Source organism: Streptomyces sp. NPDC030995, assembly GCF_055571215.1.
The window spans coordinates 102,793-126,938 of record NZ_JBVIFS010000007.1; the positions used below are offsets into that span (position 1 = coordinate 102,793).

The following is a 24,146-nucleotide window of genomic DNA, read 5'->3' on the forward strand; positions in this document are numbered from 1 at the left end:
CGAGGGTCAATTCCGGCCCACCCACGCGCCGATTTGTGAATGCTTTCGCAAGCGCGCGAGGGGCCTGAACCGGCCGGTGCGGGAGCGGTATCCGCAGATCCGCTCCACCAGCGGCTACGGAGACCCGCGGATCCGGAGCACCGGCCCCGGCCCGGGTGCCGGCACCGAGCAGGAGCCGGAGCGCTCCTCGAAGCTCAATGCCCGTCTGGCCCTGGCCCTCACCGTCGTCATTGGACAGCTCTGGGCGCTGACCGTCACCGTCAACGAGTGGATGAAGGGCAACACCGGCACGGCCTGGTGGGGAGCGGGATTCCTGATCCTGTCCTTCCTCGTCGTGATCGGACTGTGGCTCCTCGACCCGAAGGACAGATGACCATGTCCATACGCACGAACAGCGACTCCGCCGTCCGCTCGCACCGTCTGGAGACCTACAAGCCCGGCGCCACCATCGGCGACTGGCGGCCCGAGGACGAGGGCTCGACCTTCCGGCAGATTCCGGTGATCTTCCGCGACCAGCACATGAGGGAGGCCGAGGGCATGGGCCCCGAGGCGCAGGCCGCGGCTCTGAGGCAGTCGGAGATGGAGGCGGGCGCCGTCACCGGCTTCTCCTCCGCCATCGCCGCCTACGGCTTCTTCTTCATCCCCGCGATGTTCGCGGCCATGGCCGTCACCCACGCGCTGTGGATGTTCATCGGCTTCTATGCCACTTGCCTGGTGGTGTGCTGGTGGTTCTACACCCGCAAGGGCGCGGAGGCCCCCAGCTGAGCGGGGCCGGGGGCCGGGGCGGCCGTACCCTGGAGGCATGAGCAGCGCCCCCGCCCCCGACCCGCAGTCCTCGCATCCCGGCCCCGGGGCCGAGAAGCCCCGGCCGAAGCCCCGGCTGGTCTTCGACGACCCGCTGGACCAGCAGTCCTCGGACGACACCGACCGCGGCTGGGGCGAGCGGCCGCCCGCCGGCGGAAGCGCGGCCGACCTGGCCCGCTTCCTCGACGAGAAGCCCCCGCACCACATCTGACCGGCCGAGGCGGCCGGAGCGGCTAGAACGCGTCGCGCGAAGCCGTGGGACCGGCGCCGCCGCCGTTGGTGCGCTGCGCGACCAGCGTGTCCCGGATCTCCTGGAGGACCACCAGCTCGGTGATCTCCATGGTCTCCTGGACGCCCTCCCTGGCCTTGCGGCGGGCCTCCTGCTTGGCGAGGTACTTCGCCATCGGCAGCACCATCAGGAAGTACACGACCGCCGCGGTGATCACGAAGGTCAGCGTGGCGTTCAGCACGGAGCCCCAGAGGATCTCGACACCCGTCGGCTGGCCGTCCGGCCCGATGGCGCAAGGGTTTTTGATGCACGTCTTGTAGCCGTCCAGGCTCTGCGTGCCGATCGTGCCCACCACCGGGCTGATGATCCCCTTGACCACCGAGTTCACGATGTTCGTGAACGCGGCGCCGATGACCACGGCCACCGCCAGGTCGACCACGTTGCCGCGCATCAGGAAGGCCTTGAAGCCTGCCAGCACGCTCTCCTTCTTCTTCTCGCTCACCACTGAGCCTTTCTTCACATGTGCCAAACACGGAGCCAACGGTTCCGAAAGCTACGGCAGTCCAGGCGCGGTGTGTCCAGTCGGCCCCCGTCTGACGGTGACTTGACTGGTCGTATGTGCAAATCAACACAACGTCACCGCCAGCCGCGTCACGGCGCCCGCCCCCACGAGAGCCCGCGCCGTGTCCCGGGGCACCGACAGGACCACCAGCGCCCCACCGTCCCCAACGCCCTGCTCGGGACGGGGCACTTCGGCAACCCGGGCCCCAACGGCCACCACCCTGGGCGGTCCGGCGCGCTCCGCCGCGACCACGTCGACCCGGTCCCCGGGCCGCAGCAGCCGCACCGTCGCCGCGTCCGCGATGCGCACCGGGGCCGACACCATCCGCACCGCGGCGGGTGGCGCCGCACCCCGGGAGGCCGCTACCGCCGGTGGGGCGCTGCCCCGGGAGGCCTGCGCCTCCGTGCCGCCCACCGCCAGGGCCGCCGCCACCACGGCCAGCCCGGCCGAGGCGGCCCGCCGCCGACGCCGCACGGTCCGGCGCAGCCGGTCCCCGCCCCGCCCCACGCGCAGCGGCGGGAACAGCGGGACCGGGCGCGCGGGGGGACACGTAGAAGGAGAGGGAGGAGACGCGCATCGAGATGCAGAGCGAGATGCAGAGCGAGATGCAGAGCGAGACGCAGAGGAAGACGCCGAACGAGATGCGGAGCGAGACGGAGACGAACAGGGCGAAGGAGTAACGGACATGACGACCACCACCAAGCGGAGTGAGTGCTGTGCCCGGACCCGGCGCCCGGACACATCTCACGATCCGGCCTCCCGCGGAATCCCGCTCCGGCCTGTGGACGATCCCCAGCTTGTGGACAATCGCGTCACCCCCAGGAGTTACCCGGCGGCCCTGACCTGCCTCAACGCGGCCACCGGATCCGCGGCCCGCGCGATCGACCGGCCCACCACGATGTGCGAGGCCCCGGCCTCGAAGGCCGCCCGCGCAGTCCCCGGGCGGGCGTGCTCGTGCGCCGGACCCCCCGCCGCGCCCGCCCCGCCCTCGGCCGCCAGCGTCACGCCGGGCGTGACGATCAGCCGGTCCGGTCCCAGCAGCTCGCGCAGCGGCCCGGCCTCCCGCGGCGAGGCGACCACCCCGTCGCACCCCGCGCGCACCGCCAGCCGGGCCAGCCGCAGCACCTGCTCCTCGGGGTCCGCGTCGATGCCGATATCGGCGAGGTCGCTCCCGGTCATGCTGGTGACCACGGTCAGGGCGAGCACCCGCAGCCGCGGGAACTCCCGCGCCGCCTCCACCGCCGCGGCCATGATCCCCGTACCGCCCATGCCGTGCACCGTCACCATGGAGGCGCCCAGCGCGCCGGCGGCGCGGACGGCGCCGGCGACGGAGTTCGGGATCTCGAAGAGCTTCAGGTCGAGGAAGACCTCGTGCCCCCGGGCGACGAGCTCCTCGACGAGCCCGGGACCCGCGGCGGTCAGGAGCTCCAGGCCGACCTTGTAGAAGCCGCACGCGTCGCCGAGGCGGTCCACGAGCGCCTCGGCGGCCCGGCGGTTGTCGAAGTCGAGGGCGACGATCACTTGCCTGTCGGTGTTCACGCCGACATTGTCGAGGTCAGGGCCGCGCCGGGATCCGGCAGGCCTCCGAGAAGCCCTGACTGGTCAGGCCGAAGGCGCTGTTGACGCGCGAGCGCCAGTTCTCCAGGGCGACCATCGCGGTGAGTTCGACGAACGCCGCCTCCCCGAGCCGCGCGATCAGCTCCGCGGCGAGCTCGTCCGTGACCGCCGGCTCGGTCTCGGTCATGGCCTCGGCGTACTCCATGACCAGCAGTTCCAGCTCGGTGTACACCTCGCGCGCCTCCCGCCACCGCGGGATCTGCTCGATCTTCTCCGCCGAGATGCCCCGCTCCCGGCCCTCCCAGTAGCCGAAGTCCATGCACCAGGAGCAGTTGATGCGGGCCGCCGCCGCCATCACGGCGAGGTGCTTGAGTCCGGCGTCGAGGGCGTTCCACTTCGCCGCCTGCTGCTCCAGGCGCACGTACGAGAACAGCACGCGCGAGTTGTGCCCGTACGCCTGGCCGGGGTCCAGCACCTTGCCGTAGGTCCGGCGGGAGTACCAGGCGCCGATGCGCATGAGGAGGGTGCGGGGCGGGGTGAGCGAGATGCGCGGCATGGCTGTCAGCTCCAGGGTGGACGGTTCGGTCGGGCCTTCACCAGGAAGACAAGACAGCCGTGCCGGATGTGACACCCTCGACTAGGGCAGCTCGATGCCAAGGTCCCAGCCGTCGTGCGCGTGGGTGCACAGGCAGGCGCGGGACTCCGTGGCCGGCAGGGCCGCCACCGCGTCGAAGAGGACCTCGCGCAGGCGGCCGACGTTCTCGCCGAACACCTTCAGGACCTCCGTGTGGGACACGCCCTCGCCGGTCTCGGCGCCCGCGTCCAGGTCCGTGACCAGGGCCATCGAGGTGTAGCAGAGCCCCAGCTCACGGGCGAGGACCGCCTCCGGGTGGCCCGTCATGCCGACCACCGACCAGCCCGCCGCCGCGTGCCAGCGCGACTCGGCGCGCGTCGAGAACCGCGGCCCCTCGACGACGACCATGGTGCCGCCGTCCACCGGCTCCCAGCCCCGTCCCCGGGCCGCGGCCAGCGCCACCGAGCGCCCCACCGGGCAGTAGGGGTCGGCGAAGGTGGTGTGCACGACGTTCGGGACGCTGCCGTCCGGCAGCGGCTCCCCGTCGAAGAAGGTCTGGACGCGGGTCTTCGTACGGTCCACCAGCTGGTCCGGGACGAGCAGCGTGCCCGGTCCGTACTCGGCCCGCAGCCCGCCGACCGCGCACGGGCCGAGGACCTGGCGGACGCCGACGGAGCGCAGGGCCCACAGGTTGGCCCGGTAGTTGATCTTGTGAGGCGGGACCGTGTGGCTGCGCCCGTGCCGGGGCAGGAAGGCCACCTGGCGGCCGGCCAGCTCACCCACGTACAGGGAGTCGCTCGGGGGTCCGTACGGGGTCTCCACCTGGATCTCGGAGACGTCCTCCAGGAAGGAGTAGAAGCCCGAGCCGCCGATGACACCGATCTCTGCGTTCACCATGCGGCCCACCCTAACCGGGCATGCCGAAGGCCCCGCTGCCCGGTCGGGGCGGGCGGGGCCTCGGGTGGAGCTGAAGCGATCAGGCGGCCGACGTGGAGCTGCTGCTCGTGCTCGACGACGTCGAGGAGGACGAAGCGGCGGGAGCGGCGGCGGTCGACGTCGAGGACGACGAGGAGCCCGAGGACGGCTTCGAGGCAGGGGTGCTGCTCGACGAAGCGCCACGGCTGTCGTTCCGGTAGAAACCGGAGCCCTTGAAGACGATGCCGACCGCGGAGAACACCTTCTTCAGGCGTCCGTCGCAGCTCGGGCACACGGTCAGTGCGTCATCGGTGAACTTCTGCACGGCCTCAAGGCCCTCACCGCACTCGGTGCACTGGTACTGGTAGGTCGGCACGAATTTCCTCCTGGCACTCTCACTCAATGAGTGCTAACGACGCTCCATGGTGACGTATTCCGGCGGATCAGTCCACCGTCACCGGCACGCGGTGACCCATCCCACGCTCGTTCACCCGGTTACGGGCGGCCGGCGCGGGGGTGGCCGGGACCGCGGGGGCGGCCGTCGGCGCGGACGAGCTGATGATCCGGCTCGGGGCCTGCGGGGCCAGCTTCGCACGCAGCGCCAGCAGGGTGGTCAGCGCGAGCGCGGTGGCCGCCATGGGCACCAGGAAGCCGTACGAGGACCCGTGCGCGTCCGTCAGGCTGCCGGCCAGGATGACGGCGATGGCCTGACCGAAGGCGATCGAACCGGTCAGCCAGGTGAAGGCCTCGGTCCGGGCGCCCGCGGGGACCAGCTGCTCGACCATCGTGTATCCGGTGATCAGCGCCGGGGCGATGAACAGGCCGACGACCAGGCCGAGCGCACCCAGCAGGATCATCGAGTGGGCGGCCCACAGGACGGACGCGGCGGCGGTGAGGCCGATGTAGCCCAGGATCAGCCGGCGGCGCGGGCCGATCTTCCAGGCGACGGCGCCCATGGCGATGCCGGCGATCATGTTGCCGGCGGCGAAGACGCCGTAGAGCATGCCGTTGGCCCCGGGGTTGCCGATCTCGTTGGAGAAGGCGGCGAGCGAGACCTGCATGCCGCCGAAGACGGCGCCGATCCCGAGGAAGGCGAAGATCAGGACGTGCAGGCCCGGGAAGGACAGCGCGAAGGCACGCTTCTCACCGGTGGCCGACATGGCGTGCGGCTTGGGCTGCGTGGCCCGCCGGGCCGCGAAGAGCAGGCCGCCGAGCAGGGTCAGCGTGGCCTCGGTGACCAGGCCGGCCGCCGGGTGGACGCCGGTGCACAGGGCGGTCGCCAGGACCGGGCCGACGACGAAGGTGAACTCGTCGGTGACGGACTCGAAAGCGGCGGCCGTCGGCAGCAGCGGCGAGCCTTCCAGCTTGGCGGCCCAGCGCGCGCGGACCATCGGTCCGACCTGCGGCACCGAGGCGCCGGCGGGTACGGCGGCGAGGGCCAGCGCCCAGACAGGCGCGTTCAGCAGCGCGAGCGCCGCCAGGCCGCTGACGGCGGCGGAGTGCGTGAGGACGACCGGGATCAGGACGGCGCTCTGGCCGAAGCGGTCGGTGAAGATGCCCATCAGCGGCGCGGACAGCGCCATCGAGATGCCGGTGACGGCCGCGACGATGCCGGCGCTGCCGTAGGAGCCGGTGGTGTGCTGGACCAGGAGCAGGATGCTGATGGTCAGCATGCCGAAGGGGAGACGGGCTGCGAAGCCGGGGAGTACGAAGCCGAGGGCGCCGGGTGTGCGCAGGAGCTTTCCGTAGCCGGGGCGGGCGGACGTGTCGGTCGTGACCGCGGATGTCACGGCCTTGCCTTTCCGCTGCCTGGTAGAGCGTCCCCGTCTGCGGACGGTGCTTCGCTTTGTGAGCGGCCGCACCCGTACATGTGGGAGCCCCGAGAGCTGTCCTCTTGCGCAGAACCGAGTGATACCTGGGCGCCCACTGCGGGAGGGTGCCACGGCCGCTTTGCGGTCGCGCCAGCTCTGCATCAGGCAGAGTTGGTTCGATCTGTTGTGCCTTCATCGTACAGGGGATCCCTCTACCACGCCCTGTGATTACGGTGACAAGCCGTGCCTTCACCTGCGATTAACTGGAATTTCGCATTCAGGAGGCCCCTAAATTGGGGTGAATCCAGACGAAGTCCGTCGAAAATGCCGAATTAGAGCGTCGCTCTAACGCGTGGTCCCGGACCCGTTGCCCGTCCCCAGCCACCCCGCCAGCTTGCCGCCCCGGGCCACCGCGCGCAGCCGCGCCTCGGCCGCGTCCCGTACCGGATCCGTGGCCACCACCAGCAGCTCGTCCCCGCGCCGCAGCACGGTCGACGGCATCGGTACGAAGCTCTTCGCGTCCCGGACCACCAATGTGACCGAGGCCCCCGGCGGCAGCCGCAGCTCGCTCACCTCCACGCCGTGCATCCGCGAGGCGGGCGGGATCGCGAAGGAGAGCAGGTGGCCGCGCAGCTTCTCCAGCGGCGCCGACTCGATGCCGAGGTCGGAGGCGGACTCCTGGGAGTCCCCGAGCTCCAGCTTGCGCGCCAGCCAGGGCAGGGTCGGCCCCTGCACCAGGGTGTAGACGACGACCAGCACGAAGACGATGTTGAAGACGCGGTCGCTGCCCTCGATCCCGGACACCATCGGGATGGTCGCCAGGATGATGGGCACGGCGCCGCGCAGGCCCGCCCACGACATCAGGGCCTGCTCCTGCCACGGAATGCGGAAGGGCAGCAGGCTGACGAAGACCTCCAGCGGCCGCGCCACCATCGTGAGCACCAGCCCGATGACCACGGCGGGCCAGAAGTCGTGGACCAGCTCGTGCGGGGTGACCAGCAGGCCCAGCAGCACGAACATGCCGATCTGGGCGATCCAGCCGAGCCCGTCCGCGAACCCCCGCGTTGCCGGCCAGTGCGGCAGCTTCGCGTTGCCGAGCACCATCGCCGCCAGGTACACGGCGAGGAAGCCGGAGCCGTGCGCCATCGCGCCGGCCGCGTACGCCACGATCGCGATGGCCATCACGGCGATCGGGTAGAGGCCGGAGGCGGGCAGTGCCACGTGCCGCAGGCCGTACGCGCCCAGGAAGCCCACGGTCAGGCCGATCGCGGCGCCGATCGCCAGCTCCAGCGCGATCTTGCCGAGCAGCACGTACCAGTCGTCGACCGGGCCCACGGTCGCGAAGGCCACCACCAGGATGACGACGGGTGCGTCGTTGAAGCCCGACTCGGCCTCCAGGACGCCCGTGATCCGGGAGGGCAGCGGGACCTTGCGCAGTACGGAGAAGACTGCGGCCGCGTCGGTCGAGGAGACGACCGCGCCGATGAGAAGGGACTGGCGCCATTCCAGGCCGACCAGATAGTGCGCCCCCGCCGCCGTGACGCCCACGCTGACCGCCACGCCCACCAGTGACAGCACGATCGCGGCCGGCAGCGCCGGCTTGATCTCTTTCCACTTGGTGCCCAGACCACCCTCGGCGAGGATCACGACGAGTGCGGCATAACCGATGACCTGGGTCAGCTCGGCATTGTCGAATACGACGTTGCCTATGCCGTCCTGGCCTATCGCGATGCCTATGCCGAGGTAGATGAGCAGGCTGGGAAGGCCGCTGCGTGAAGAGATGCGTACCGCCGCGACCGCGACGAGCAGCACGAGCGAGCAGACCAGCAGAAGCTCATTGAGCGTGTGGACAGTCAGCGGGCGGCCCTCCTCAGTGCGCCCGGTGGATCGGTCCTCCAGGCGACAAGTTCGGCAAGTAGTTCGTTACCTTACCTAATCTTTGACGCGCCCTTTACGCGATAACCACATTGTGAAACGCCTGTTCCCCCCTGTCCTCAGCACCTCCGGCCCCTGGCGGATCAACGAAGCACGTCCTGCGCCTATGGTTGCTCCCAGTACACCCAGGACCACCCTGCCCCTCTAAGGACAGCGATGCCCGCCAACGAAACCGCTCCTCCCGTCAAGAAGAAGGGGCGACGTGCCCGTCTGATCGTGCTCGTCCTGGTCCTGGCGCTCTTCGCGGGCCTCGGCTACGGGGCGTACTGGAGCGTGGACAGCGTGCGCGCCTCCTTCCCCCAGACGACCGGCTCCCTCAAGGTGCCGGGCCTGACCGGGACCGTCGACGTGAAGCGCGATGCCCACGGCATCCCGCAGCTCTACGCCGACAACGACGCCGACCTCTTCCGCGCGCAGGGCTTCGTACACGCCCAGGACCGCTTCTGGGAGATGGACGTGCGCCGGCACATGACCTCCGGGCGGCTCTCGGAGATGTTCGGCGCCGGCCAGGTCGAGACCGACGCCTTCCTGCGCACGCTGGGCTGGCGCCAGGTCGCGCAGGCCGAGTACGACACCAAGCTCTCGGAAGAGACGAAGAAGTATCTGCAGGCCTACGCCGACGGGGTCAACGCGTACCTGAAGGGGAAGTCCGGCAAGGACCTCTCCGTCGAGCACGCCGCCCTCAAGCTCAGCGACGACTACCACCCCGAGCAGTGGTCGCCGGTGGACTCGGTGGCCTGGCTCAAGGCGATGGCGTGGGACCTGCGCGGCAACATGCAGGACGAGATCGACCGCGCGCTGATGTCGAGCAAGCTCTCGCCGGCGCAGATCGACGAGCTCTACCCGCCGTACCCCTTCGACCGGAACAAGCCGATCGTCGAGGGCGGCAAGGTCGAGGGCGGGAAGTACGCGCCCCAGGGCTTCAGCGGCGGCTCCACCGGAGGCGGCACCGGCTCGGGCAGCGGTAGCGGGTCCGGCTCCGGCAGCTCCGTCGGCTCGCAGCCCTCCACGGCCATGGGCGGCGCCTCCGCCACCGGCCTCGCCGACAACGCCACGGCCCAGGGCGCGACCGTGGGCCTGCGCACGCAGCTGAGCTCCCTCGCCGACACCCTGGACGAGATCCCCGCGATCCTCGGCCCCAACGGCAGCGGCATCGGCTCGAACTCCTGGGTCATCTCGGGCAAGTACACGACCACCGGCAAGCCGCTGCTCGCGAACGACCCGCACCTGTCCCCGCAGCTGCCCTCGGTCTGGTACCAGATGGGCCTGCACTGCCGCGCGGCCTCGCCCCAGTGCCAGTTCGACGTGGCCGGCTACACCTTCTCCGGCATGCCGGGCGTGGTCATCGGCCACAACACCGACATCGCCTGGGGCATGACCAACCTGGGCGCCGACGTCACCGACCTCTACCTGGAGCAGGTCAAGCCCGAGGGCTACGTCTACGACAACAAGGTGCTCCCCTTCACCACCCGTGAAGAGGTCATCAAGGTCGCGGGCGGCGACAGCAAGAAGATCACCGTCCGCACCACCAACAACGGCCCGCTCGTCTCCGACCGCAGCGACGAGCTCGGTACGGTCGGCGCCAGCGCCCCCGTCGCCAGCTCCGCCCCCGACCGCGGCGACGGTTACGCCGTCGCCCTGCGCTGGACCGCGCTGGACCCGGGCAAGTCGATGGAGGCGGTGTTCAAGCTCAACCGGGCCAAGGACTTCGCGGGCTTCCGGGCCGCCGCCGCCGATTTCGAGGTCCCCTCCCAGAACCTGATCTACGCCGACAACAAGGGCGCCTCCGGCAACATCGGCTACCAGGCCCCGGGCCGGATCCCGGTCCGCGGCCAGGGCGACGGCCGGATGCCCGCCCCGGGCTGGGACTCCAAGTACGCCTGGAAGGGCGGCAGGGACGGCGCCGCCGGCTACATCCCGCAGAACGAGATGCCCTGGGACCAGAACCCGTCGCGCGGCTACATCGTCACCGCCAACCAGGCGGTCGTGGAGAGCGGGAACGGCGCGGGCAAGTACCCGTACCTGCTGACCACCGACTGGGGCTACGGCGCCCGCAGCCAGCGGATCAACGACCTCATCGAGGCGAAGATCAAGGACGGCGGCAAGATCTCGACCGATGACATGCGCACCATGCAGATGGACAACAGCAGCGAGATCGCCGCGCTGCTGACCCCGATGCTGGCGAAGATCGAGGTCTCGGACCCGGGCGTGCGCGCCGCGCAGAAGCTGCTGGACGGCTGGAACTACACGCAGGAGCCCGACTCGGCGGCCGCGGCCTACTTCAACGCGGTCTGGCGCAACATCCTCAAGCTGTCCTTCGGCGACAAGATGCCCAAGGAGCTGCGGATCGAGGGCAGCTGCATGAACGTGCTCGGCAACGGCACCGGCCCCGCCGACGACCTCGCCAAGACGGTCCGCGAGTGCGGCACCCGCGGCTCCGACTCGGCGCAGCCGGACGGCGGCGACCGCTGGTTCGAGGTGGTCCGCCGCCTGGTCAAGGACGAGAAGTCGCAGTGGTGGAGCTCGCCCAAGACCCTGACCCAGCCGGCGACCACCACCCGCGACGAGCTCTTCGCCCGGGCCATGAAGGACGCCCGCTGGGAGCTGACCGCCAAGCTCGGCAAGGACCAGTCCACCTGGAGCTGGGGCCGGCTGCACCAGCTGACGCTGAAGAACCAGACGATCGGCACCGAGGGCCCCGGCTTCATGCAGTGGCTCCTCAACCGCGGCCCGTGGAACCTGGGCGGCGGCGAGGCCACCGTCAACGCGACCGGCTGGAACGCCTCCAGCGGGTACGGGGTCACCTGGGTGCCGTCGATGCGGATGGTCGTGAACCTCAACGACCTCGACAAGTCCCGCTGGATCAACCTGACGGGCGCCTCGGGGCACGCGTACAACTCGCACTACACGGACCAGACGACGATGTGGGCCAAGGGCGAGCTGCTGGACTGGCCCTTCGGCAAGGAGGCCGTGGACAAGGCGACGGTGGACACCCTGACGCTCAAGCCCGAGGGCTCATAGGCGGGCAGGCGTCACGAGCCGAAGCGGCGCACCCCTGACGGGGTCGCCACCGCTTGTACGGGGTGGTCGTGCGGTTCCTCCGGGACCCGCGCGACCACCTCGTCGTCGTAGAGGAGCACGACCAGCGCGGGATGCGCCCCGGCGCGTTCCAACCGCTCCAGCACCCGGTCGTACGAGCCCCCGCCGCGACCGAGCCGCATGCCGCGCCCGTCCACCGCCAGCCCGGGCAGCAGCACCGCGTCGGCTCCGGTCACCGCGTCCGGGCCGAGCGCCGGGCCGGTCGGCTCCAGCAGCCGCATCTTCCCCGCGTGGGCGGTCTCGGCGAGGCTCCGCGGGCCCTCGTACGCCGCCCAGTCGAGGTCGTTGTCGGGCAGCAGCAGGGGAAGCAGCACCTGCTTGCCGGCCGCGCGCAGGGCGTCGAGGAGCTCCCGGGTGCCGGGTTCGGTGCCGACGGAGACGTACGCCGCCACCGTGCGCGCACCGGCCAGTTCGGGCAGCTCGAAAGCCCTGACGGCGAGTGCGGTGGCCGCCGTACGGCAGGTGTCGGGGGACAAGGCGCGGCGGGCGGCGAGGAGTTCTCGGCGCAGCGCGGCCTTGGCGGAAACGGGGGGCGGGTTCTCTGCCACGGCGGATCAAATATCCTTGCGAATCGGGGCATACATGGATCTACCTGCTGCGATCTAGCTTGGCGTTCGGCAGGACCCACTATCGTTCGGGGCATGACTATGTTGCACCCCGTGATCAAGAAGGCCGTGATTCCGGCCGCTGGCCTCGGTACTCGGTTCCTTCCGGCGACCAAGGCGACCCCGAAGGAAATGCTCCCGGTTGTGGACAAGCCGGCCATCCAATACGTGGTGGAGGAGGCCGTCGCGGCCGGGCTCGACGATGTGCTCATGATCACTGGGCGTAACAAGCGTGCTCTGGAAGACCATTTCGACCGGAACTACGAGCTGGAGTCGGCCCTCATCGCCAAGGGCGACGACGACCGCCTGAAGAAGGTCCAGGAATCCAGCGACCTCGCCACCATGCACTACGTCCGCCAGGGCGACCCGCGGGGCCTCGGCCACGCCGTGCTGTGCGCCGAGCCGCACGTCGGCCGCGAGCCCTTCGCCGTCCTCCTCGGTGACGACCTCATCGACCCGCGCGACCCGCTGCTGCGTCAGATGTCCGAGATCTACGCCCGCACCGGCGGCACCGTCATCGCGCTCATGGAGGTCGACCCGGCCAGCGTCCACCTCTACGGCTGCGCCGCCGTCGAGGCCTCGGACGAGGCGGACGTGGTCCGCATCACCGGACTCGTCGAGAAGCCGGAGCCCGAGGACGCCCCCAGCAATTTCGCGGTCATCGGACGCTACGTCCTCAACCCCGCGATCTTCGACATACTGCGGGAGACCGAGCCGGGCCGCGGTGGGGAGATCCAGCTCACCGACGCCCTGCAGAAGCTGGCCGCCGACGAGAGCGTCGGCGGTCCGGTGCACGGCGTGGTCTTCCGGGGCCGCCGCTACGACACCGGGGACCGCGGCGACTACCTGCGGGCCATCGTCCGCCTCGCGTGCGAGCGCGAGGACCTGGGCCCGGAGTTCCGCACCTGGCTTCACCGTTACGTCACGGAGGAGATGTAGCACCTTGAGCAGTTCCGCACCGCAGGACACCGGCCACCGTCTGTGGTCCGTGGACGAGCACCTCGCGGACATCCTCGCGGCCGTCCGGCCGCTGGAGCCGATCGAGCTCCAGCTGCTGGACGCCCAGGGCTGTGTCCTGGTCGAGGACGTCACCGTGCCCGTCGCCCTCCCGCCCTTCGACAACAGCTCGATGGACGGCTACGCCGTCCGCACGGCCGACGTCCAGGGTGCGAGCGAGGAGTTCCCCGCGGTGCTGACGGTCATCGGGGACGTCGCGGCCGGCAGCGGCGAGCTGCCCACCGTGGGCCCCGGCGAGGCCGCCCGGATCATGACCGGCGCCCCGCTGCCGCCCGGCGCGGAAGCCGTCGTACCGGTGGAGTGGACCGACGGTGGCACGGGCGGCGGCGCGGCCGCCGGGATGACCCCGGCCAGCGCCGCCCCCGAGCAGGCGGGCGGCGAGGTACGGGTGCACCGTGCCGCCGAGCCCCGGGCGCACGTTCGCGCGCGCGGCAGCGACGTACAGGCCGGTGACCTGGCGCTGGCGGCCGGTACGGTCCTGGGCCCGCCGCAGATCGCCCTGCTGGCCGCCATCGGGCGCGGCACCGTCCGGGTCCGGCCGCGCCCGCGCGTGGTGGTCCTGTCCACGGGCAGCGAGCTGGTCCAGCCCGGCGAGGCGCTGACCTCCGGGACGATCTACGACTCCAACAGCTTCGCGCTGGCCGCGGCCGCGCGGGACGCCGGGGCCATCGCCTACCGGGTCGGCGCCGTCGCGGACGACGCCGACACCCTGCGCGCCACCATCGAGGACCAGCTGATCCGGGCCGACCTGCTGGTCACCACGGGCGGGGTCAGCGTCGGCGCGTACGACGTGGTCAAGGAGGCGCTGTCCTCCGTCGGCTCGGGCGACGGCGCCGACGGCGAGATCGCGGGCGGCGGGATCGACTTCCGCAAGCTCGCCATGCAGCCCGGCAAGCCGCAGGGCTTCGGCATGATCGGCCCCGACCACACCCCGCTGCTGGCGCTGCCCGGCAACCCGGTGTCCTCGTACGTCTCTTTCGAGCTGTTCGTGCGTCCCGCGATCCGCGCCCTGATGGGGCTGCCGGAGCCGGAGGTCCGGCGGCCGAGCGTGCGGGCGGTGCTGACGGCCGACAAGGCGCTCGGCTCCCCGGCCGGCCGCCGGCAGTTCCTGCGCGGCAAGTACGACGCCGTAAGCGGAACGGTCAGCCCGGTCGGCGGATCGGGCTCCCACCTGATCGCCGCACTGGCGCACGCCGACTCGCTGATGGTCGTACCGGAAGACGTCACCTCGGTGGAGCCGGGGACCGAGCTGGAAGTGGTCCTGCTCGGCTGAAGTCGGGCAGGTGCGGGTAGCGTGTGTCGCACCACACAGGCCCTGCGGGGGCCCAGAGCGGAGCGGCACAGCAATGAGCACCCAGAGCAGGCTGACCCACATCGACGAGGCCGGCGCGGCCCGGATGGTCGACGTCTCCGCGAAGGACGTCACCACCCGGACGGCCCGCGCCAGCGGACGGGTCCTCGTCTCCCCCCGGGTGATCGAGCTGCTGCGCGGCGAGGGCGTGCCCAAGGGTGACGCCCTCGCCACCGCGCGGATCGCCGGGATCATGGGGGCGAAGAAGACCCCCGACCTGATCCCGCTGTGCCACCCGCTGGCCGTCTCCGGCGTGAAGGTCGACCTGAAGGTCGCCGACGACGCCGTCGAGATCCTCGCCACCGTGAAGACGACCGACCGTACGGGCGTCGAGATGGAGGCGCTGACCGCCGTCGCGGTCGCCGGACTCACCGTGATCGACATGGTGAAGGCCGTCGACAAGGGCGCGGTCATCACGGACGTCCGGGTGGAGGAGAAGACCGGCGGCAAGTCCGGCGACTGGGCGCGTTCGTGAACGCCCCGCGCGGCGGCGAGGTCCACAGCCACACGCATCCGGCCGCCGAGTCCGCTCCGGCGCCCGCCTCCACGGGCAGGGCCCTGGTCGTCACGGCCTCGAACCGGGCCTCGCAGGGCGTGTACGCCGACAAGGGCGGCCCGCTGCTGGCCGAGGCGCTGGAGAAGCTCGGCTTCACGGTGGACGGCCCCCGGGTGGTCCCCGACGGCGATCCCGTCGAGCAGGCGCTGCGCGAGGGCGTGGCCGCCGGGTACGACGTCATCCTGACCACCGGCGGCACCGGCATCTCGCCGACCGACCGCACCCCGGACGCCACCGCGCGGGTGCTGGACTACGAGGTCCCGGGCATCCCGCAGGCCATCCGCGCCGAAGGCCTGGCGAAGGTGCCGACCGCGGCCCTGTCCCGGGGCCTGGCGGGCGTGGCCGGGCACACCCTGATCGTCAACCTGCCGGGCTCCACGGGCGGGGTGCGCGACGGCCTCGCCGTCCTGTCCCGGATCCTGCCGCACGCGGTGGACCAGATCCGGGGCGGCGACCATCCCAGACCGGCGGACACCTCCGGGAGCGCGAGCTGAACAGCCCCACCTGGCCGGTGGTCCTGAAGGACGGCGATGTCACGCTCCGGCCGATAAAGCTGCGGGACCAGAAGGCCTGGCGCGAGGTCAACCGGCGCAACCGCGACTGGCTCCGGCCGTGGGAGGCCACGATTCCGCCGCCCGCGCCGTGGGGGCCGGTGATCCAGCGGCCCACGTACCGCCAGATGGTCCGCCATCTGCGGGCGGAGGCGAACGCCGGCCGGATGCTGCCCTTCGTCATCGAGTACCAGGGCCGGCTGGTCGGCCAGCTGACGGTCGCCGGGATCACCTGGGGCTCCATGTGCGCGGCCCACGTCGGCTACTGGGTGGACCGGGACGTCGCGGGCCGCGGCGTGATGCCGACGGCGGTCGCGCTGGCCGTGGACCACTGCTTCGAGAAGGTCGGACTGCACCGGATCGAGGTGTGCATCCGCCCCGAGAACGGGCCGAGCCGGCGCGTCGTGGAGAAGCTGGGCCTGCGCGAGGAGGGGCTGCGGCCCCGCTATCTGCACATCGACGGGGCCTGGCGCGACCACCTGGTGTACGCGGTCACGGTGGAGGAGGTGCCGGAGGGGCTGCTGCGCCGCTGGCACCGGGCGCGGCAGTCGCAGTCCCCGCCGAAATAGCGGTGGCGGTGGACGGCCGCCGAAACCGCTAAGCGAATATCTGTTCGAATTAAGCGGGTCATCGAACCGATTCGCCCATAACCTGATCCGAAGAATCACAAAAAAAGTCCGTGATATCAGCGAGATCGCGCGACACACCGGCCCAATTGGCCGATCCCCTCGCCCGCACCCCTCTACGGTGTGGGGTGTGAGCAGCAGCGGCCTCATCTACGCAGTCATTGTCGGGGCCTGGGCCGCCTACTTGGTGCCCATGTGGCTCCGGAGGCAGGACGAGCTGAACGAAGCCCGTCCGACGGAACGCTTCTCCACCGCCATTCGGCTGCTTTCCGGCCGGGCGGGAATGGAGCGCCGTTACGCCAAGGGGCTGCGTGAGCGCGGTGGCGAGGAGGCGGGGCCCCAGCCCCACGCGGACCCGGACGCCGCGACGGAAACGGTGAATTCCGTTGACGCCGACGCCCGGGCCGTCGTCGTGCCCCCGACCAGGGCGGAGCCGAGACCGGCCACCGCCGAGCGGGAGCAGCGCGCGGAGCGGGCCCGGCGCGAACAGCGCCTCCAGGTCCTCGCCCGCCGTCGGCGCACCACCGCACTCCTCTTCCTGGTCTTCACCCTCGGCGCGGTCGTCGCCGCGGTGGGCGGCCTGCGCTTCCTGTGGGCCCCGGCCGTGCCCGCCCTCCTGCTGAGCACGTACATCGTGCACCTGCGGGTCCAGGAGCGACGGCGCTACGAGTTCACGATGGACCGGCGGCGCGCCGAGGCGGCCGCGCGGCAGCTGCGGGAGAACCGCCCGCGCCGCCGCCAGGCCGAAGGAGCGGCCGAGGCCGGCGCCGAACCGGACCCCGCGCCACCGGTCTCCCCGCAGGAGGCCGGGCGGCGGGCGCTGGTCGAGCAGACCGACCACGCCGAATGGGTGGACCAGCAGCGCGAGCGCGAACGCGGCCCCGCCCGCGGTGACAGCTGGGAGCCGGTGCCGGTCCCGCTGCCGACGTACGTGACGGCCCCGGTAGCCCCGCGCGCCACCGGCCCCGCGACCCCGGACGCCTGGAGCGCGACCCGCTCCAGCACCGCCGAGCCGACGGAGCCCCGCCTGCGCGCCCAGCCCGAGCCCGCCAAGCCGGACCCGAAGCAGCAGACCACCCCGCGCCCCCGCGGCCAGGGCCGCGGCCGCACCCCGCTGTTCGACCAGTACGAGAGCGACGACCGGCCCCGCGCCGCGAACGAGTGATCGGTGACCTGCGCGGACGCTCCCGGATACCGGTTTTGGAGCACCCGCGCGGGGATGCTAATGTTTCACACGTCGCAAGGGCCTGTGGCGCAGTCTGGTAGCGCACCTCGTTCGCATCGAGGGGGTCTGGGGTTCAAATCCCCACAGGTCCACAGACGACAGTTCACGGGTTGCTCCCGAGAACGTCAAAAGATCCCGTCCGGTCGTCAGACCGGACGGGATCTTTGTTTTGGCTCAGAGGCCGAGGACGCCGGGGTGTTCCGCCAGAGTGCGGAGGTGGCCGCCGGGGTCGGGGATCAGGGAGCGGCCGGACAGGTCCAGGAGCCCCAGCGTGCCCGTCACTTCCGCCGCGAGGGTCCCGTCGGCCTTGCGGATGTCCTGGCGGAGCCGGAAGGTCTTGCCCTCTCCCCAGGTGAAGAGACAGAAGACGTCGACCTCCTCCCCGCCCTGGAGCTCCCGCTTGAACCTCAGCGTGCATTCGAGCTGAGCCGGCCCGACCCCGCTCGCCAGGAGCTTGTCCCCGGGCACCCCCGCGGCCCGGAGAACCTCCCACAGGGCGTGCTCGCAGTACTGCAGGTAAACGGCCTGGTTGAGGTGGCCGCGGGTGTCGAGCTCGTACTCGCGGACACCGATACGGACGCTGAACGGCTGGGGCACGTCGGTGGATCCCTTTCTGGTAGAAGTGCTGTCGTCCGGAGCCGGAATCCCGGTCAGACCATCCGGTGCGGGCTGTACGGGGACCAGCTCCACTGGCGCCAGTACCCCTCCGAGACACCGAGCCAGGTGCGCAGGGCGTCCGGGCCGTCCAGGAACTCGTGCATGCTCATCAACAGCCAACTGTGCACCGCCTGGCTGTCGCGACAGTCCCCGCAGTGGCCGGAAGTACAGCAGAACTGCACCGTCTCCAGGTCGGCGCCCCACGCGTTGAACCCCGGCAGCACCGGATTGCCGTTGGCGATCCGGTGCTCGTGCGCCTTGTGGTCGACGCTGATGCTGGGGCAGACGTCGTACCCGAAGCTCTGACCGTGCGAACGGCCCGTGATCAGGGCCTCTATGTAGTACGGGTCGTTGACCACCGCGTCCGGGAACAGCTGTTGCACCCGCAGGGCCTCGTTGAGCAGTTTGCGGCCCTCCGGCTCCTTGAGGGGATGCTTGCCGCCGTACTCGCTGTAGAAGTTGAAGCTGACGAGATTCCCGTTCTCCGCCATCTTGCGGACGGTCTCCTCGATGTAGCCGGAGCCTTGCTCGGTCAGCGCGTAGACGAAAGTGGCCCGGGGGTCACCGCGGTAGTTCTCCAGAGCCGTGTCGATGAGGCCGGAGAACCGCCGGCCGTTGGGGTGGATCGCGCGTAACTGGTCGTCCAGCGGGCCGCCGCCGAAGACGGACACCGCAATCGCCACCTCCTCGAAGCCCTCCATCGGCAGCGCGAGCAGACCGTTGGTGGAGATGGTGACGAAGTCCAGCAGTTCGACGAACGGCCGGATCCGGTCGGGAACAAGCGTCGGCTCCCCGCCGATCAGTAGGGCCGAGGTGACCCCGTCGGCCTTGATGCGCTCCACGAACGCCCGGACCTTCGTCAGGTCGCGCTCGTCGCGCACCGCCGAGTCGAAGTCGTGGGCGAAGAACCAGCACCCGTCGCACCGGATGTTGCAGGCACCGGTCAGGTGCACCTCCGTGTTGCGCACCTTGCGGCTGAACGACCGCAACGCGTCGAGCCGCACGCCGAGTTCCGGCTCCTGCCGGACGATGTCGGCGACCCGCTCGCGGATCTCCTCCCGGGAGCGGGGCCGACGGGTGAGATTGAGCGGTACGGATGACATGGTCGGGCTCCTCTGCCAACAGGTCTTCCACGGGCCGTGCGGGTCATGACGGGAGTGTCAGTCCGAGCTTGAGCACCTTCGCGCCGCCGCGGATCTCCCAGTCACGCCGGGCCTCGGCGTTCGTGCGCGTCCGCAGACCCCAGCGGACCGCGATCTCCGCCTTCTTGGCCTCGGGGTTGCCGAACACTGCGAGCGAATGCGGCCACAGCCGGTCCACAGCGGCCTGCACCTGCTTCTTTCCGTCCGTGTCCTTCACCAGGCCGCGGACGATCCGCGCGCCGTGCGCGATGTGGACCCGCTCGTCCTGGATCACGGTCCGGAAGGAATCCGCCCAGGGGCGGTAGCTGCTGACGGACATCTCCTTGAGCAGCTCCATGACGGCGTCCTCGATGAGCCAGGACACGACACCGCGCTCGGCCCATGTGGTGCTGTTGTGGAAGTCCGCGGACAGGAAGAGCTTGCGCCGCTCCTCCAGCGACTGGGTCCCCATGTACGTGGTGTCCACCCCCAGGTCGGAGAGGACCGCGCTGGCGACCTTGAAGTGGTTGAACTCCTCGGCGGCCCGTTCGCAGCAGACCTGACGCTCCTCCGCGTTCGGCGCGAGCGGGTAGAACACCCGGATGTAGTCGTCGGCGCCGGACAGCTCCCCCTCGGTGTGGATGAGCATCTGGCGTTTCGCCATGTCCTGGTATTCCGCGGGCATGTCGAGGAACTCGGCGGGAGTGCGTACTACGGTCACTTCGTCGTCCAGCGGCACCTTGGTCACCTTTTCTCTGGTCAGGCGAGGTCTCAGGGCGGCAGCACCCTGACACGGGCGGTGTGGGGGTGTCTTGTAGAAACCGGCCCTGACGCACGGCGGCCGGCGGGTGCCCCGGATCAGCCGGTGAGCGCGATGCCGGTGGGCTCCCCGGGTATCCGGTCCACGGGCAGCGGCCCGGCGGCTCCCGATCTACGGCGGACCAGGAAATCGGCCGGGGTCAGACTGGTCATCGCCTTGAACTCGCGGTGGAAGTGGGCCTGGTCGTGGAATCCGCAGGCCGACGCCGTCGCGGCGGCCGACTGGCCGCCGGTGAGCATGCGCAGCGCGGAACGCAGCCGGGCCACCCGCGCGGCCGGTTTCGGCGAGAGGCCGATCTGCTCCTCGAAACGCCGCCTCAGCTGCCGCTCGCTCCAGCCGACCTGCGCGGCCAGCACGCCGACGTCCGGCGGCCGCGTCCCGGCGGACAGCAACTGCCAGGCCCGTGCCACCCGCGGGGCGGCCGGGGGCCCTGTCTCCAGGGCGCGGGTCAGGACCGAGTCCAGGAGGCCGAAGCGGCCGGCCCAGCCCGGGATGGAGGCGAGCACGGCGGGAAGGGCCCGGCCCCGGGCGCCGAGTACGTCCTCCAGCGCGACGACGGTGTTGGCAAGGTCGTGCATGCCCGTCCCGAAGAGGGTGAAGGCGGTCCATGGCGCGAGCATGACCTGGAGGCCGCTGACGGGACCGTCGTGCTCGACGAGCACCGCGTGCGTGTGCAGACCGGACACCAGAGAGACGAGGGAGACGGCCGGACGAGGCCGGTCGCCGCGCAGGTCCGTGACGCTGGCCGGGCCGCCGAATCCGGCGACCAGGGTCACCATTCCGTCGGGGAGCTCCAGACGCCGGCGCACTCCGGCCGGATCGAGGCGAAAGCCCCGGTAGCCGCAGACCCCCGGGCGTAATCGCGGGTGCGGCAGGGCCCAGGCGAACTCCCATGTTCCGGACGGGCAGGACCAGACCCTCATATCAGCTCCTTGTAGTGGCATGACCGGCAAGGCCGCTCCGGGGCCCGTTTGTCGCTTTTGGCAACGTAAGGCGCCGTACTGGTAGGGCGTGAGACCAAGGAGCGTCAGTTCCGCCCTCGTTGAGATTGGCCGTATGACGCACCCGGACGAGGCGGGGGGCTCAGCCACAGGGCCCGTCCGATCTCGGGATCGGACGGGCCCCTGCGTTTTTGCGTCAGTTCACCGAGTCGAGCTTCGTGAGCTGTTCCGGGGTCAGGGTGAGGTCCACCGCACCCAGGCTCTCCTCCAGTTGGGCCACCGAGGAGGCGCCGACCAGGGGGAGCACCGGGATGTCGCCGCCCATCAGCCAGGACAGGACCACCTGGTTGACGGTGGCGCCGGTCTCGGCGGCCACCTCGCGGACCGTACGGAGGCGGGGTTCGGTGCCCGCGTGGTCGAAGCCCGGGCCCAGCGGCTTGTCGTCGCGGACGTAGGCGCCGGCGATCAGCGGGGAGTACGAGACCTGCGTCAGCGACGGGTTGTCCCGGAGGTAGCTGAGCAGGTCGCCGCTGACCAGGCCCTGGTTGCCGTCGGGCGAGCGGAGGCTGGGAATGTCGGTGCGCTGGCGCAGGTAGCTGTGGTGGTGCTGGAGCACCTCGTACCCGGGCACGCCGGCCGCGGCGGCGAGCGTACGGGCGCGCTCCACGCGCCAGGCCCAGTGGTTGCTGGCGCCGAGCAGGCCGGCCGTGCCGTCCGCGACGACCTCGGCGAAGCCCTGGACGGTCTCCTCCAGCGGGGTGTTCTCGTCCATGATGTGCGCGTACAGCAGGTGGATGCGCTCGATGCCGAGCCGCTCCCGGCTGCGTTCCGCGGACTCGCGGATGACCTTGGCGGACAGGCCCTCCACGTCGCGGCTGAAGCCGCTGCTGGGCTGGTTGGGGCGGGCGCCGAGTTTGGTGGCGACGGTGATCTCGTCGCCGATGCCGCGGCTGCGCAGCCAGCGCCCTACCAGCTCCTCGCTCTCGCCGCCCTGGGTGCCGTTGACCCAGAAGGCGTAGTTGTTGGAGGTGTCGATGAAGGTGCCACCCGCCTCCACGAAGCGGTCGAGGATCGCGTACGAGGTGGCCTCGTCGACGGTGGTGCCGAAGGTCATCGTGCCGAGGCTCAGCACGCTCACTTCGCGGCGGGTCTCGGCGGCGGTGCCGATGACGCGGTACTTCACGGTGGTGCCTTTCGGTTCGGACCTTGGGAAATGATGCGTCCATGATGATCAACGGTGAGTGGGACGGCGGCACGGGGCAGGCCTGGGCCGCGCTCGGCGGGGCGCCGGAGGCGGTCGGGCGGGTGCGGTACCGGGGAGCGGGGAATCTGGGCGAGGGGCCGCTGCCGGTACGGGAGTTGGCGCGGGCGACCGTCGGAGCGTGCGCGCTGGCCGCGGCCGAGCTGGCCGCCGTACGGGCCGGGGGCGGCGTGGACGACGTGGCTCCGCTCGTGGTGGACGAGGGGGCCGTCGCGACGGCGTTCGTCAGCGAGCGGCACCTGCGGGTGGCGGGGCGGGCCCCGGTGACCTTCGCGCCGCTGTCCGGGTTCTGGCGGGCGGCCGACGGGTGGGTGCGGACCCACGCCAACTATCCGCACCACGAGGCGGCGTTGGTCCGGGCGCTGGAGCTGCCGTCCGCGACGCCGGAGGCGGTGCGCGCCGCGGTGGCGGGGCGGACGGCCGTCGAGGTGCAGGAGCTCGTGTACGGCGCGGGCGGGCTCGCCGTCGCCGTGGCGGGCGAGTACGGGGAGCCGCAGCCGCTGGTGGAGGCCGTACGGGAATCCGGGGCGCGGGGGCGGGCCCTCGGGGCGGCCCCGGCCGGGCGGCCCGCGGCCGGGGTGCGGGTCCTGGACCTGACCCGGGTCATCGCCGGGCCCGTCGCGACGCGGACGCTCGGCGTGCTGGGGGCGGACGTGCTGCGGATCGACTCGCCGGGGCTGCCGGAGGCGGACGACGCGTACGCGGACACCGGCTTCGGGAAGCGGTCGGCGCGGCTGGACCTGGCGGTGGCGGGGGACCGGGCGGTCTTCGAGGGGCTGCTGGCCGAGGCCGACGTGGTGGTGGCGGGGTACCGGCCGGGGGCGCTGGAGCGGTACGGGCTGGGGGCGCCGGAGCTGCTGGAGCGGTGGCCGGGGCTGGTGGTGGCCGAGCTGTGCGCGTGGGGGTGGCGCGGGCGGGGGCCGTGGGCGGGGCGGCGGGGGTTCGATTCGCTGGTGCAGGCGGGGTACGGGATCGCCGCGCGCTGTGCGGGGGCGGAGGGCGTGCCCGGGGTGCTGCCGGCGCAGGCGCTGGACCACGGGACGGGGTATCTGGTGGCGGCGGGTGTGCTGAGGGCGCTGGCGGAGGGGGGTGGGCGGGGGCTGCGGTTCTCCCTCGCGGGGACCGGGTCGTGGCTGGTCCGGGACCTGTCCCCGGCCGGGGCGGCGGTTGGTCCCGGGTACACGGCGGAGCCGTTCCTGCGGGAGACTCCGTCGGGGTACGGGGTGTTGCGGCACGCCGCCAGTCCCTTCGGGGAGTGGGCGGCGGGGCCGTCGCGGTGGGGCACGGACCGTGCCGTCTGGCTCCCGCGGTAGGGCCGCTGCGGGCCGGCTGCCGCGGGTCGGCTGCCGGGGCTCCGCCCCGGACCCCGCGCCTCAAACGCCGGCGGGGCTGGAAGAGCCGGCGGGGGTGGATGTGCAGGCGGGGCTGGGGCAGGTGGACGTCAGTGGCTTGGCCATGCAGCGGCTGGAGTCGTGGAAGCGGTAGTAGCCGAACTTGGCCGAGTGGGCGTAGCCGGAGGAGAGGTAGAGGGCTATCGCCTCCGGCTGCTGGTCGCCCGTTTCGAGGACCATGCGCAGGCGGCCCGCCGCGCGGGCGTCCGCTTCCAGGGTTGCCAGGATCCGGCGGGCCAGGCCCAGGCCGCGGGCTTCCGGGACGACGTACATGCGCTTGAGTTCGGCGTCGCCGTCCGAGTAGCCCTCGTCGTTCTGGTCCTGGCAGCGCCAGCCGCCGCTCGCGACCGGGGTGTCCGTCGCGTCGTACGCCAGGAGGTACAGGCCCCGCGGCGGGGCGAACATCGCCGGGTCCAGGAAGGTGGCATCGCCCTCGCCCTCGTACCGCTCCTGGTATTCGAGCTGGACCTGGTCATTGAGCTTGACCGCGTCCGGGTGGTCGTACGGCACGGTGCGGAGCTGTATCCGGTGAGACATC

The 24,146-nt window shown here is 71.4% G+C and carries 25 protein-coding genes, 1 tRNA gene and 1 pseudogene; 12 read left to right on the top strand and 15 right to left on the bottom strand.

What is annotated here, in order from left to right; genetic code table 11:
* Positions 1 to 64 precede the first annotated feature (64 nt).
* The 3 genes and pseudogenes from ACZ45T_RS14070 to ACZ45T_RS14080 form a co-directional block, all read left to right on the top strand.
* Positions 65 to 373: pseudogene (locus ACZ45T_RS14070) on the top strand (hypothetical protein); the annotation flags it as partial.
* Positions 374 to 375: 2 nt separating this feature from the next.
* Entirely contained in the window at positions 376 to 765 is a 390-nt protein-coding gene (locus ACZ45T_RS14075; protein ID WP_468440837.1) for a hypothetical protein, read from the top strand.
* Positions 766 to 802: 37 nt separating this feature from the next.
* Positions 803 to 1,015, top strand: coding sequence for a hypothetical protein (locus tag ACZ45T_RS14080; protein ID WP_468440839.1), 213 nt, complete (start codon positions 803 to 805; stop codon positions 1,013 to 1,015).
* 22 nt (positions 1,016 to 1,037) lie between these two features.
* Here ACZ45T_RS14080 and mscL read toward each other — a convergent pair whose 3' ends face one another.
* The 8 genes from mscL to ACZ45T_RS14120 form a co-directional block, all read right to left on the bottom strand.
* On the bottom strand, positions 1,038 to 1,538 hold the full coding sequence (gene mscL / locus ACZ45T_RS14085) for a large conductance mechanosensitive channel protein MscL (protein WP_468440841.1): 501 nt from the start codon (positions 1,536 to 1,538) through the stop codon (positions 1,038 to 1,040).
* Between the two features lie 120 nt (positions 1,539 to 1,658).
* Positions 1,659 to 2,120, bottom strand: coding sequence for a hypothetical protein (locus ACZ45T_RS14090; RefSeq protein ID WP_468441122.1), 462 nt, complete (start codon positions 2,118 to 2,120; stop codon positions 1,659 to 1,661).
* Positions 2,121 to 2,420: 300 nt separating this feature from the next.
* A complete protein-coding gene (gene pyrF, locus ACZ45T_RS14095; RefSeq protein ID WP_468440843.1) occupies positions 2,421 to 3,134 on the bottom strand; it encodes an orotidine-5'-phosphate decarboxylase in 714 nt (237 codons plus the stop codon).
* Positions 3,135 to 3,150: 16 nt separating this feature from the next.
* Entirely contained in the window at positions 3,151 to 3,708 is a 558-nt protein-coding gene (locus ACZ45T_RS14100) for a carboxymuconolactone decarboxylase family protein (RefSeq protein ID WP_468440845.1), read from the bottom strand.
* A gap of 81 nt (positions 3,709 to 3,789) precedes the next feature.
* On the bottom strand, positions 3,790 to 4,623 hold the full coding sequence (locus tag ACZ45T_RS14105) for an S-methyl-5'-thioadenosine phosphorylase (RefSeq protein ID WP_468440847.1): 834 nt from the start codon (positions 4,621 to 4,623) through the stop codon (positions 3,790 to 3,792).
* Positions 4,624 to 4,702: 79 nt separating this feature from the next.
* On the bottom strand, positions 4,703 to 5,017 hold the full coding sequence (locus tag ACZ45T_RS14110) for an FmdB family zinc ribbon protein (protein ID WP_468440849.1): 315 nt from the start codon (positions 5,015 to 5,017) through the stop codon (positions 4,703 to 4,705).
* 67 nt (positions 5,018 to 5,084) lie between these two features.
* Complete coding sequence (locus tag ACZ45T_RS14115) at positions 5,085 to 6,431, bottom strand: MFS transporter (RefSeq protein ID WP_468440851.1); 1,347 nt, start codon at positions 6,429 to 6,431, stop codon at positions 5,085 to 5,087.
* A 366-nt stretch (positions 6,432 to 6,797) separates the two neighbouring features.
* Positions 6,798 to 8,351, bottom strand: a complete 1,554-nt coding sequence (locus ACZ45T_RS14120; protein WP_468441124.1) for a potassium/proton antiporter — start codon at positions 8,349 to 8,351, stop codon at positions 6,798 to 6,800.
* Positions 8,352 to 8,543: 192 nt separating this feature from the next.
* On the opposite strand from ACZ45T_RS14120, the gene ACZ45T_RS14125 reads away from it, so the two are divergent.
* On the top strand, positions 8,544 to 11,408 hold the full coding sequence (locus ACZ45T_RS14125) for a penicillin acylase family protein (protein ID WP_468440853.1): 2,865 nt from the start codon (positions 8,544 to 8,546) through the stop codon (positions 11,406 to 11,408).
* An 11-nt stretch (positions 11,409 to 11,419) separates the two neighbouring features.
* On the opposite strand, the gene ACZ45T_RS14130 is transcribed toward ACZ45T_RS14125, so the two are convergent.
* A complete protein-coding gene (locus ACZ45T_RS14130) occupies positions 11,420 to 12,034 on the bottom strand; it encodes a 5-formyltetrahydrofolate cyclo-ligase (protein WP_468440855.1) in 615 nt (204 codons plus the stop codon).
* Positions 12,035 to 12,127: 93 nt separating this feature from the next.
* Between ACZ45T_RS14130 and galU the strand changes: the two genes are divergently transcribed.
* The 7 genes from galU (at position 12,128) to ACZ45T_RS14165 (ending at position 17,509) form a co-directional block, all read left to right on the top strand.
* The gene (gene galU, locus ACZ45T_RS14135; RefSeq protein WP_468440857.1) at positions 12,128 to 13,030 is read left to right on the top strand and encodes a UTP--glucose-1-phosphate uridylyltransferase GalU; all 903 of its coding nucleotides are present in this window, start codon (positions 12,128 to 12,130) and stop codon (positions 13,028 to 13,030) included.
* 4 nt (positions 13,031 to 13,034) lie between these two features.
* A complete protein-coding gene (glp, locus tag ACZ45T_RS14140) occupies positions 13,035 to 14,381 on the top strand; it encodes a molybdotransferase-like divisome protein Glp (protein WP_468440859.1) in 1,347 nt (448 codons plus the stop codon).
* Between the two features lie 73 nt (positions 14,382 to 14,454).
* On the top strand, positions 14,455 to 14,934 hold the full coding sequence (gene moaC, locus ACZ45T_RS14145) for a cyclic pyranopterin monophosphate synthase MoaC (RefSeq protein ID WP_468440862.1): 480 nt from the start codon (positions 14,455 to 14,457) through the stop codon (positions 14,932 to 14,934).
* Positions 14,935 to 15,017: 83 nt separating this feature from the next.
* Positions 15,018 to 15,509, top strand: a complete 492-nt coding sequence (locus ACZ45T_RS14150) for a MogA/MoaB family molybdenum cofactor biosynthesis protein (protein WP_468441126.1) — start codon at positions 15,018 to 15,020, stop codon at positions 15,507 to 15,509.
* 17 nt (positions 15,510 to 15,526) lie between these two features.
* Complete coding sequence (locus tag ACZ45T_RS14155; protein WP_468440864.1) at positions 15,527 to 16,135, top strand: GNAT family N-acetyltransferase; 609 nt, start codon at positions 15,527 to 15,529, stop codon at positions 16,133 to 16,135.
* Between the two features lie 187 nt (positions 16,136 to 16,322).
* On the top strand, positions 16,323 to 17,357 hold the full coding sequence (gene sepX / locus ACZ45T_RS14160) for a divisome protein SepX/GlpR (RefSeq protein WP_468440866.1): 1,035 nt from the start codon (positions 16,323 to 16,325) through the stop codon (positions 17,355 to 17,357).
* Positions 17,358 to 17,435: 78 nt separating this feature from the next.
* Positions 17,436 to 17,509: transfer RNA gene (locus tag ACZ45T_RS14165), tRNA-Ala, on the top strand.
* Positions 17,510 to 17,591: 82 nt separating this feature from the next.
* Here the strand turns inward: ACZ45T_RS14165 and ACZ45T_RS14170 are convergent.
* The 5 genes from ACZ45T_RS14170 to ACZ45T_RS14190 all read right to left on the bottom strand — a co-directional run bounded on the left by ACZ45T_RS14170 (position 17,592) and on the right by ACZ45T_RS14190 (position 22,139).
* A complete protein-coding gene (locus tag ACZ45T_RS14170; RefSeq protein WP_468440868.1) occupies positions 17,592 to 18,014 on the bottom strand; it encodes an acyl-CoA thioesterase in 423 nt (140 codons plus the stop codon).
* Positions 18,015 to 18,067: 53 nt separating this feature from the next.
* Positions 18,068 to 19,177, bottom strand: coding sequence for a radical SAM protein (locus tag ACZ45T_RS14175; RefSeq protein ID WP_468440870.1), 1,110 nt, complete (start codon positions 19,175 to 19,177; stop codon positions 18,068 to 18,070).
* Positions 19,178 to 19,220: 43 nt separating this feature from the next.
* Positions 19,221 to 19,943 carry a Phenylacetic acid catabolic protein gene (locus ACZ45T_RS14180; RefSeq protein WP_468440872.1) on the bottom strand — a complete coding sequence of 241 codons (723 nt, stop codon included), beginning with the start codon at positions 19,941 to 19,943 and terminating at the stop codon, positions 19,221 to 19,223.
* A gap of 110 nt (positions 19,944 to 20,053) precedes the next feature.
* The gene (locus ACZ45T_RS14185) at positions 20,054 to 20,938 is read right to left on the bottom strand and encodes an AraC family transcriptional regulator (RefSeq protein ID WP_468440874.1); all 885 of its coding nucleotides are present in this window, start codon (positions 20,936 to 20,938) and stop codon (positions 20,054 to 20,056) included.
* Positions 20,939 to 21,152: 214 nt separating this feature from the next.
* Entirely contained in the window at positions 21,153 to 22,139 is a 987-nt protein-coding gene (locus tag ACZ45T_RS14190) for an aldo/keto reductase (protein ID WP_468440876.1), read from the bottom strand.
* Positions 22,140 to 22,183: 44 nt separating this feature from the next.
* On the opposite strand from ACZ45T_RS14190, the gene ACZ45T_RS14195 reads away from it, so the two are divergent.
* Entirely contained in the window at positions 22,184 to 23,530 is a 1,347-nt protein-coding gene (locus ACZ45T_RS14195; RefSeq protein ID WP_468441128.1) for a CoA transferase, read from the top strand.
* Positions 23,531 to 23,590: 60 nt separating this feature from the next.
* Here the strand turns inward: ACZ45T_RS14195 and ACZ45T_RS14200 are convergent, their stop codons facing one another.
* Positions 23,591 to 24,145, bottom strand: a complete 555-nt coding sequence (locus ACZ45T_RS14200) for a GNAT family N-acetyltransferase (RefSeq protein ID WP_468440878.1) — start codon at positions 24,143 to 24,145, stop codon at positions 23,591 to 23,593.
* Position 24,146 lies beyond the last annotated feature (1 nt).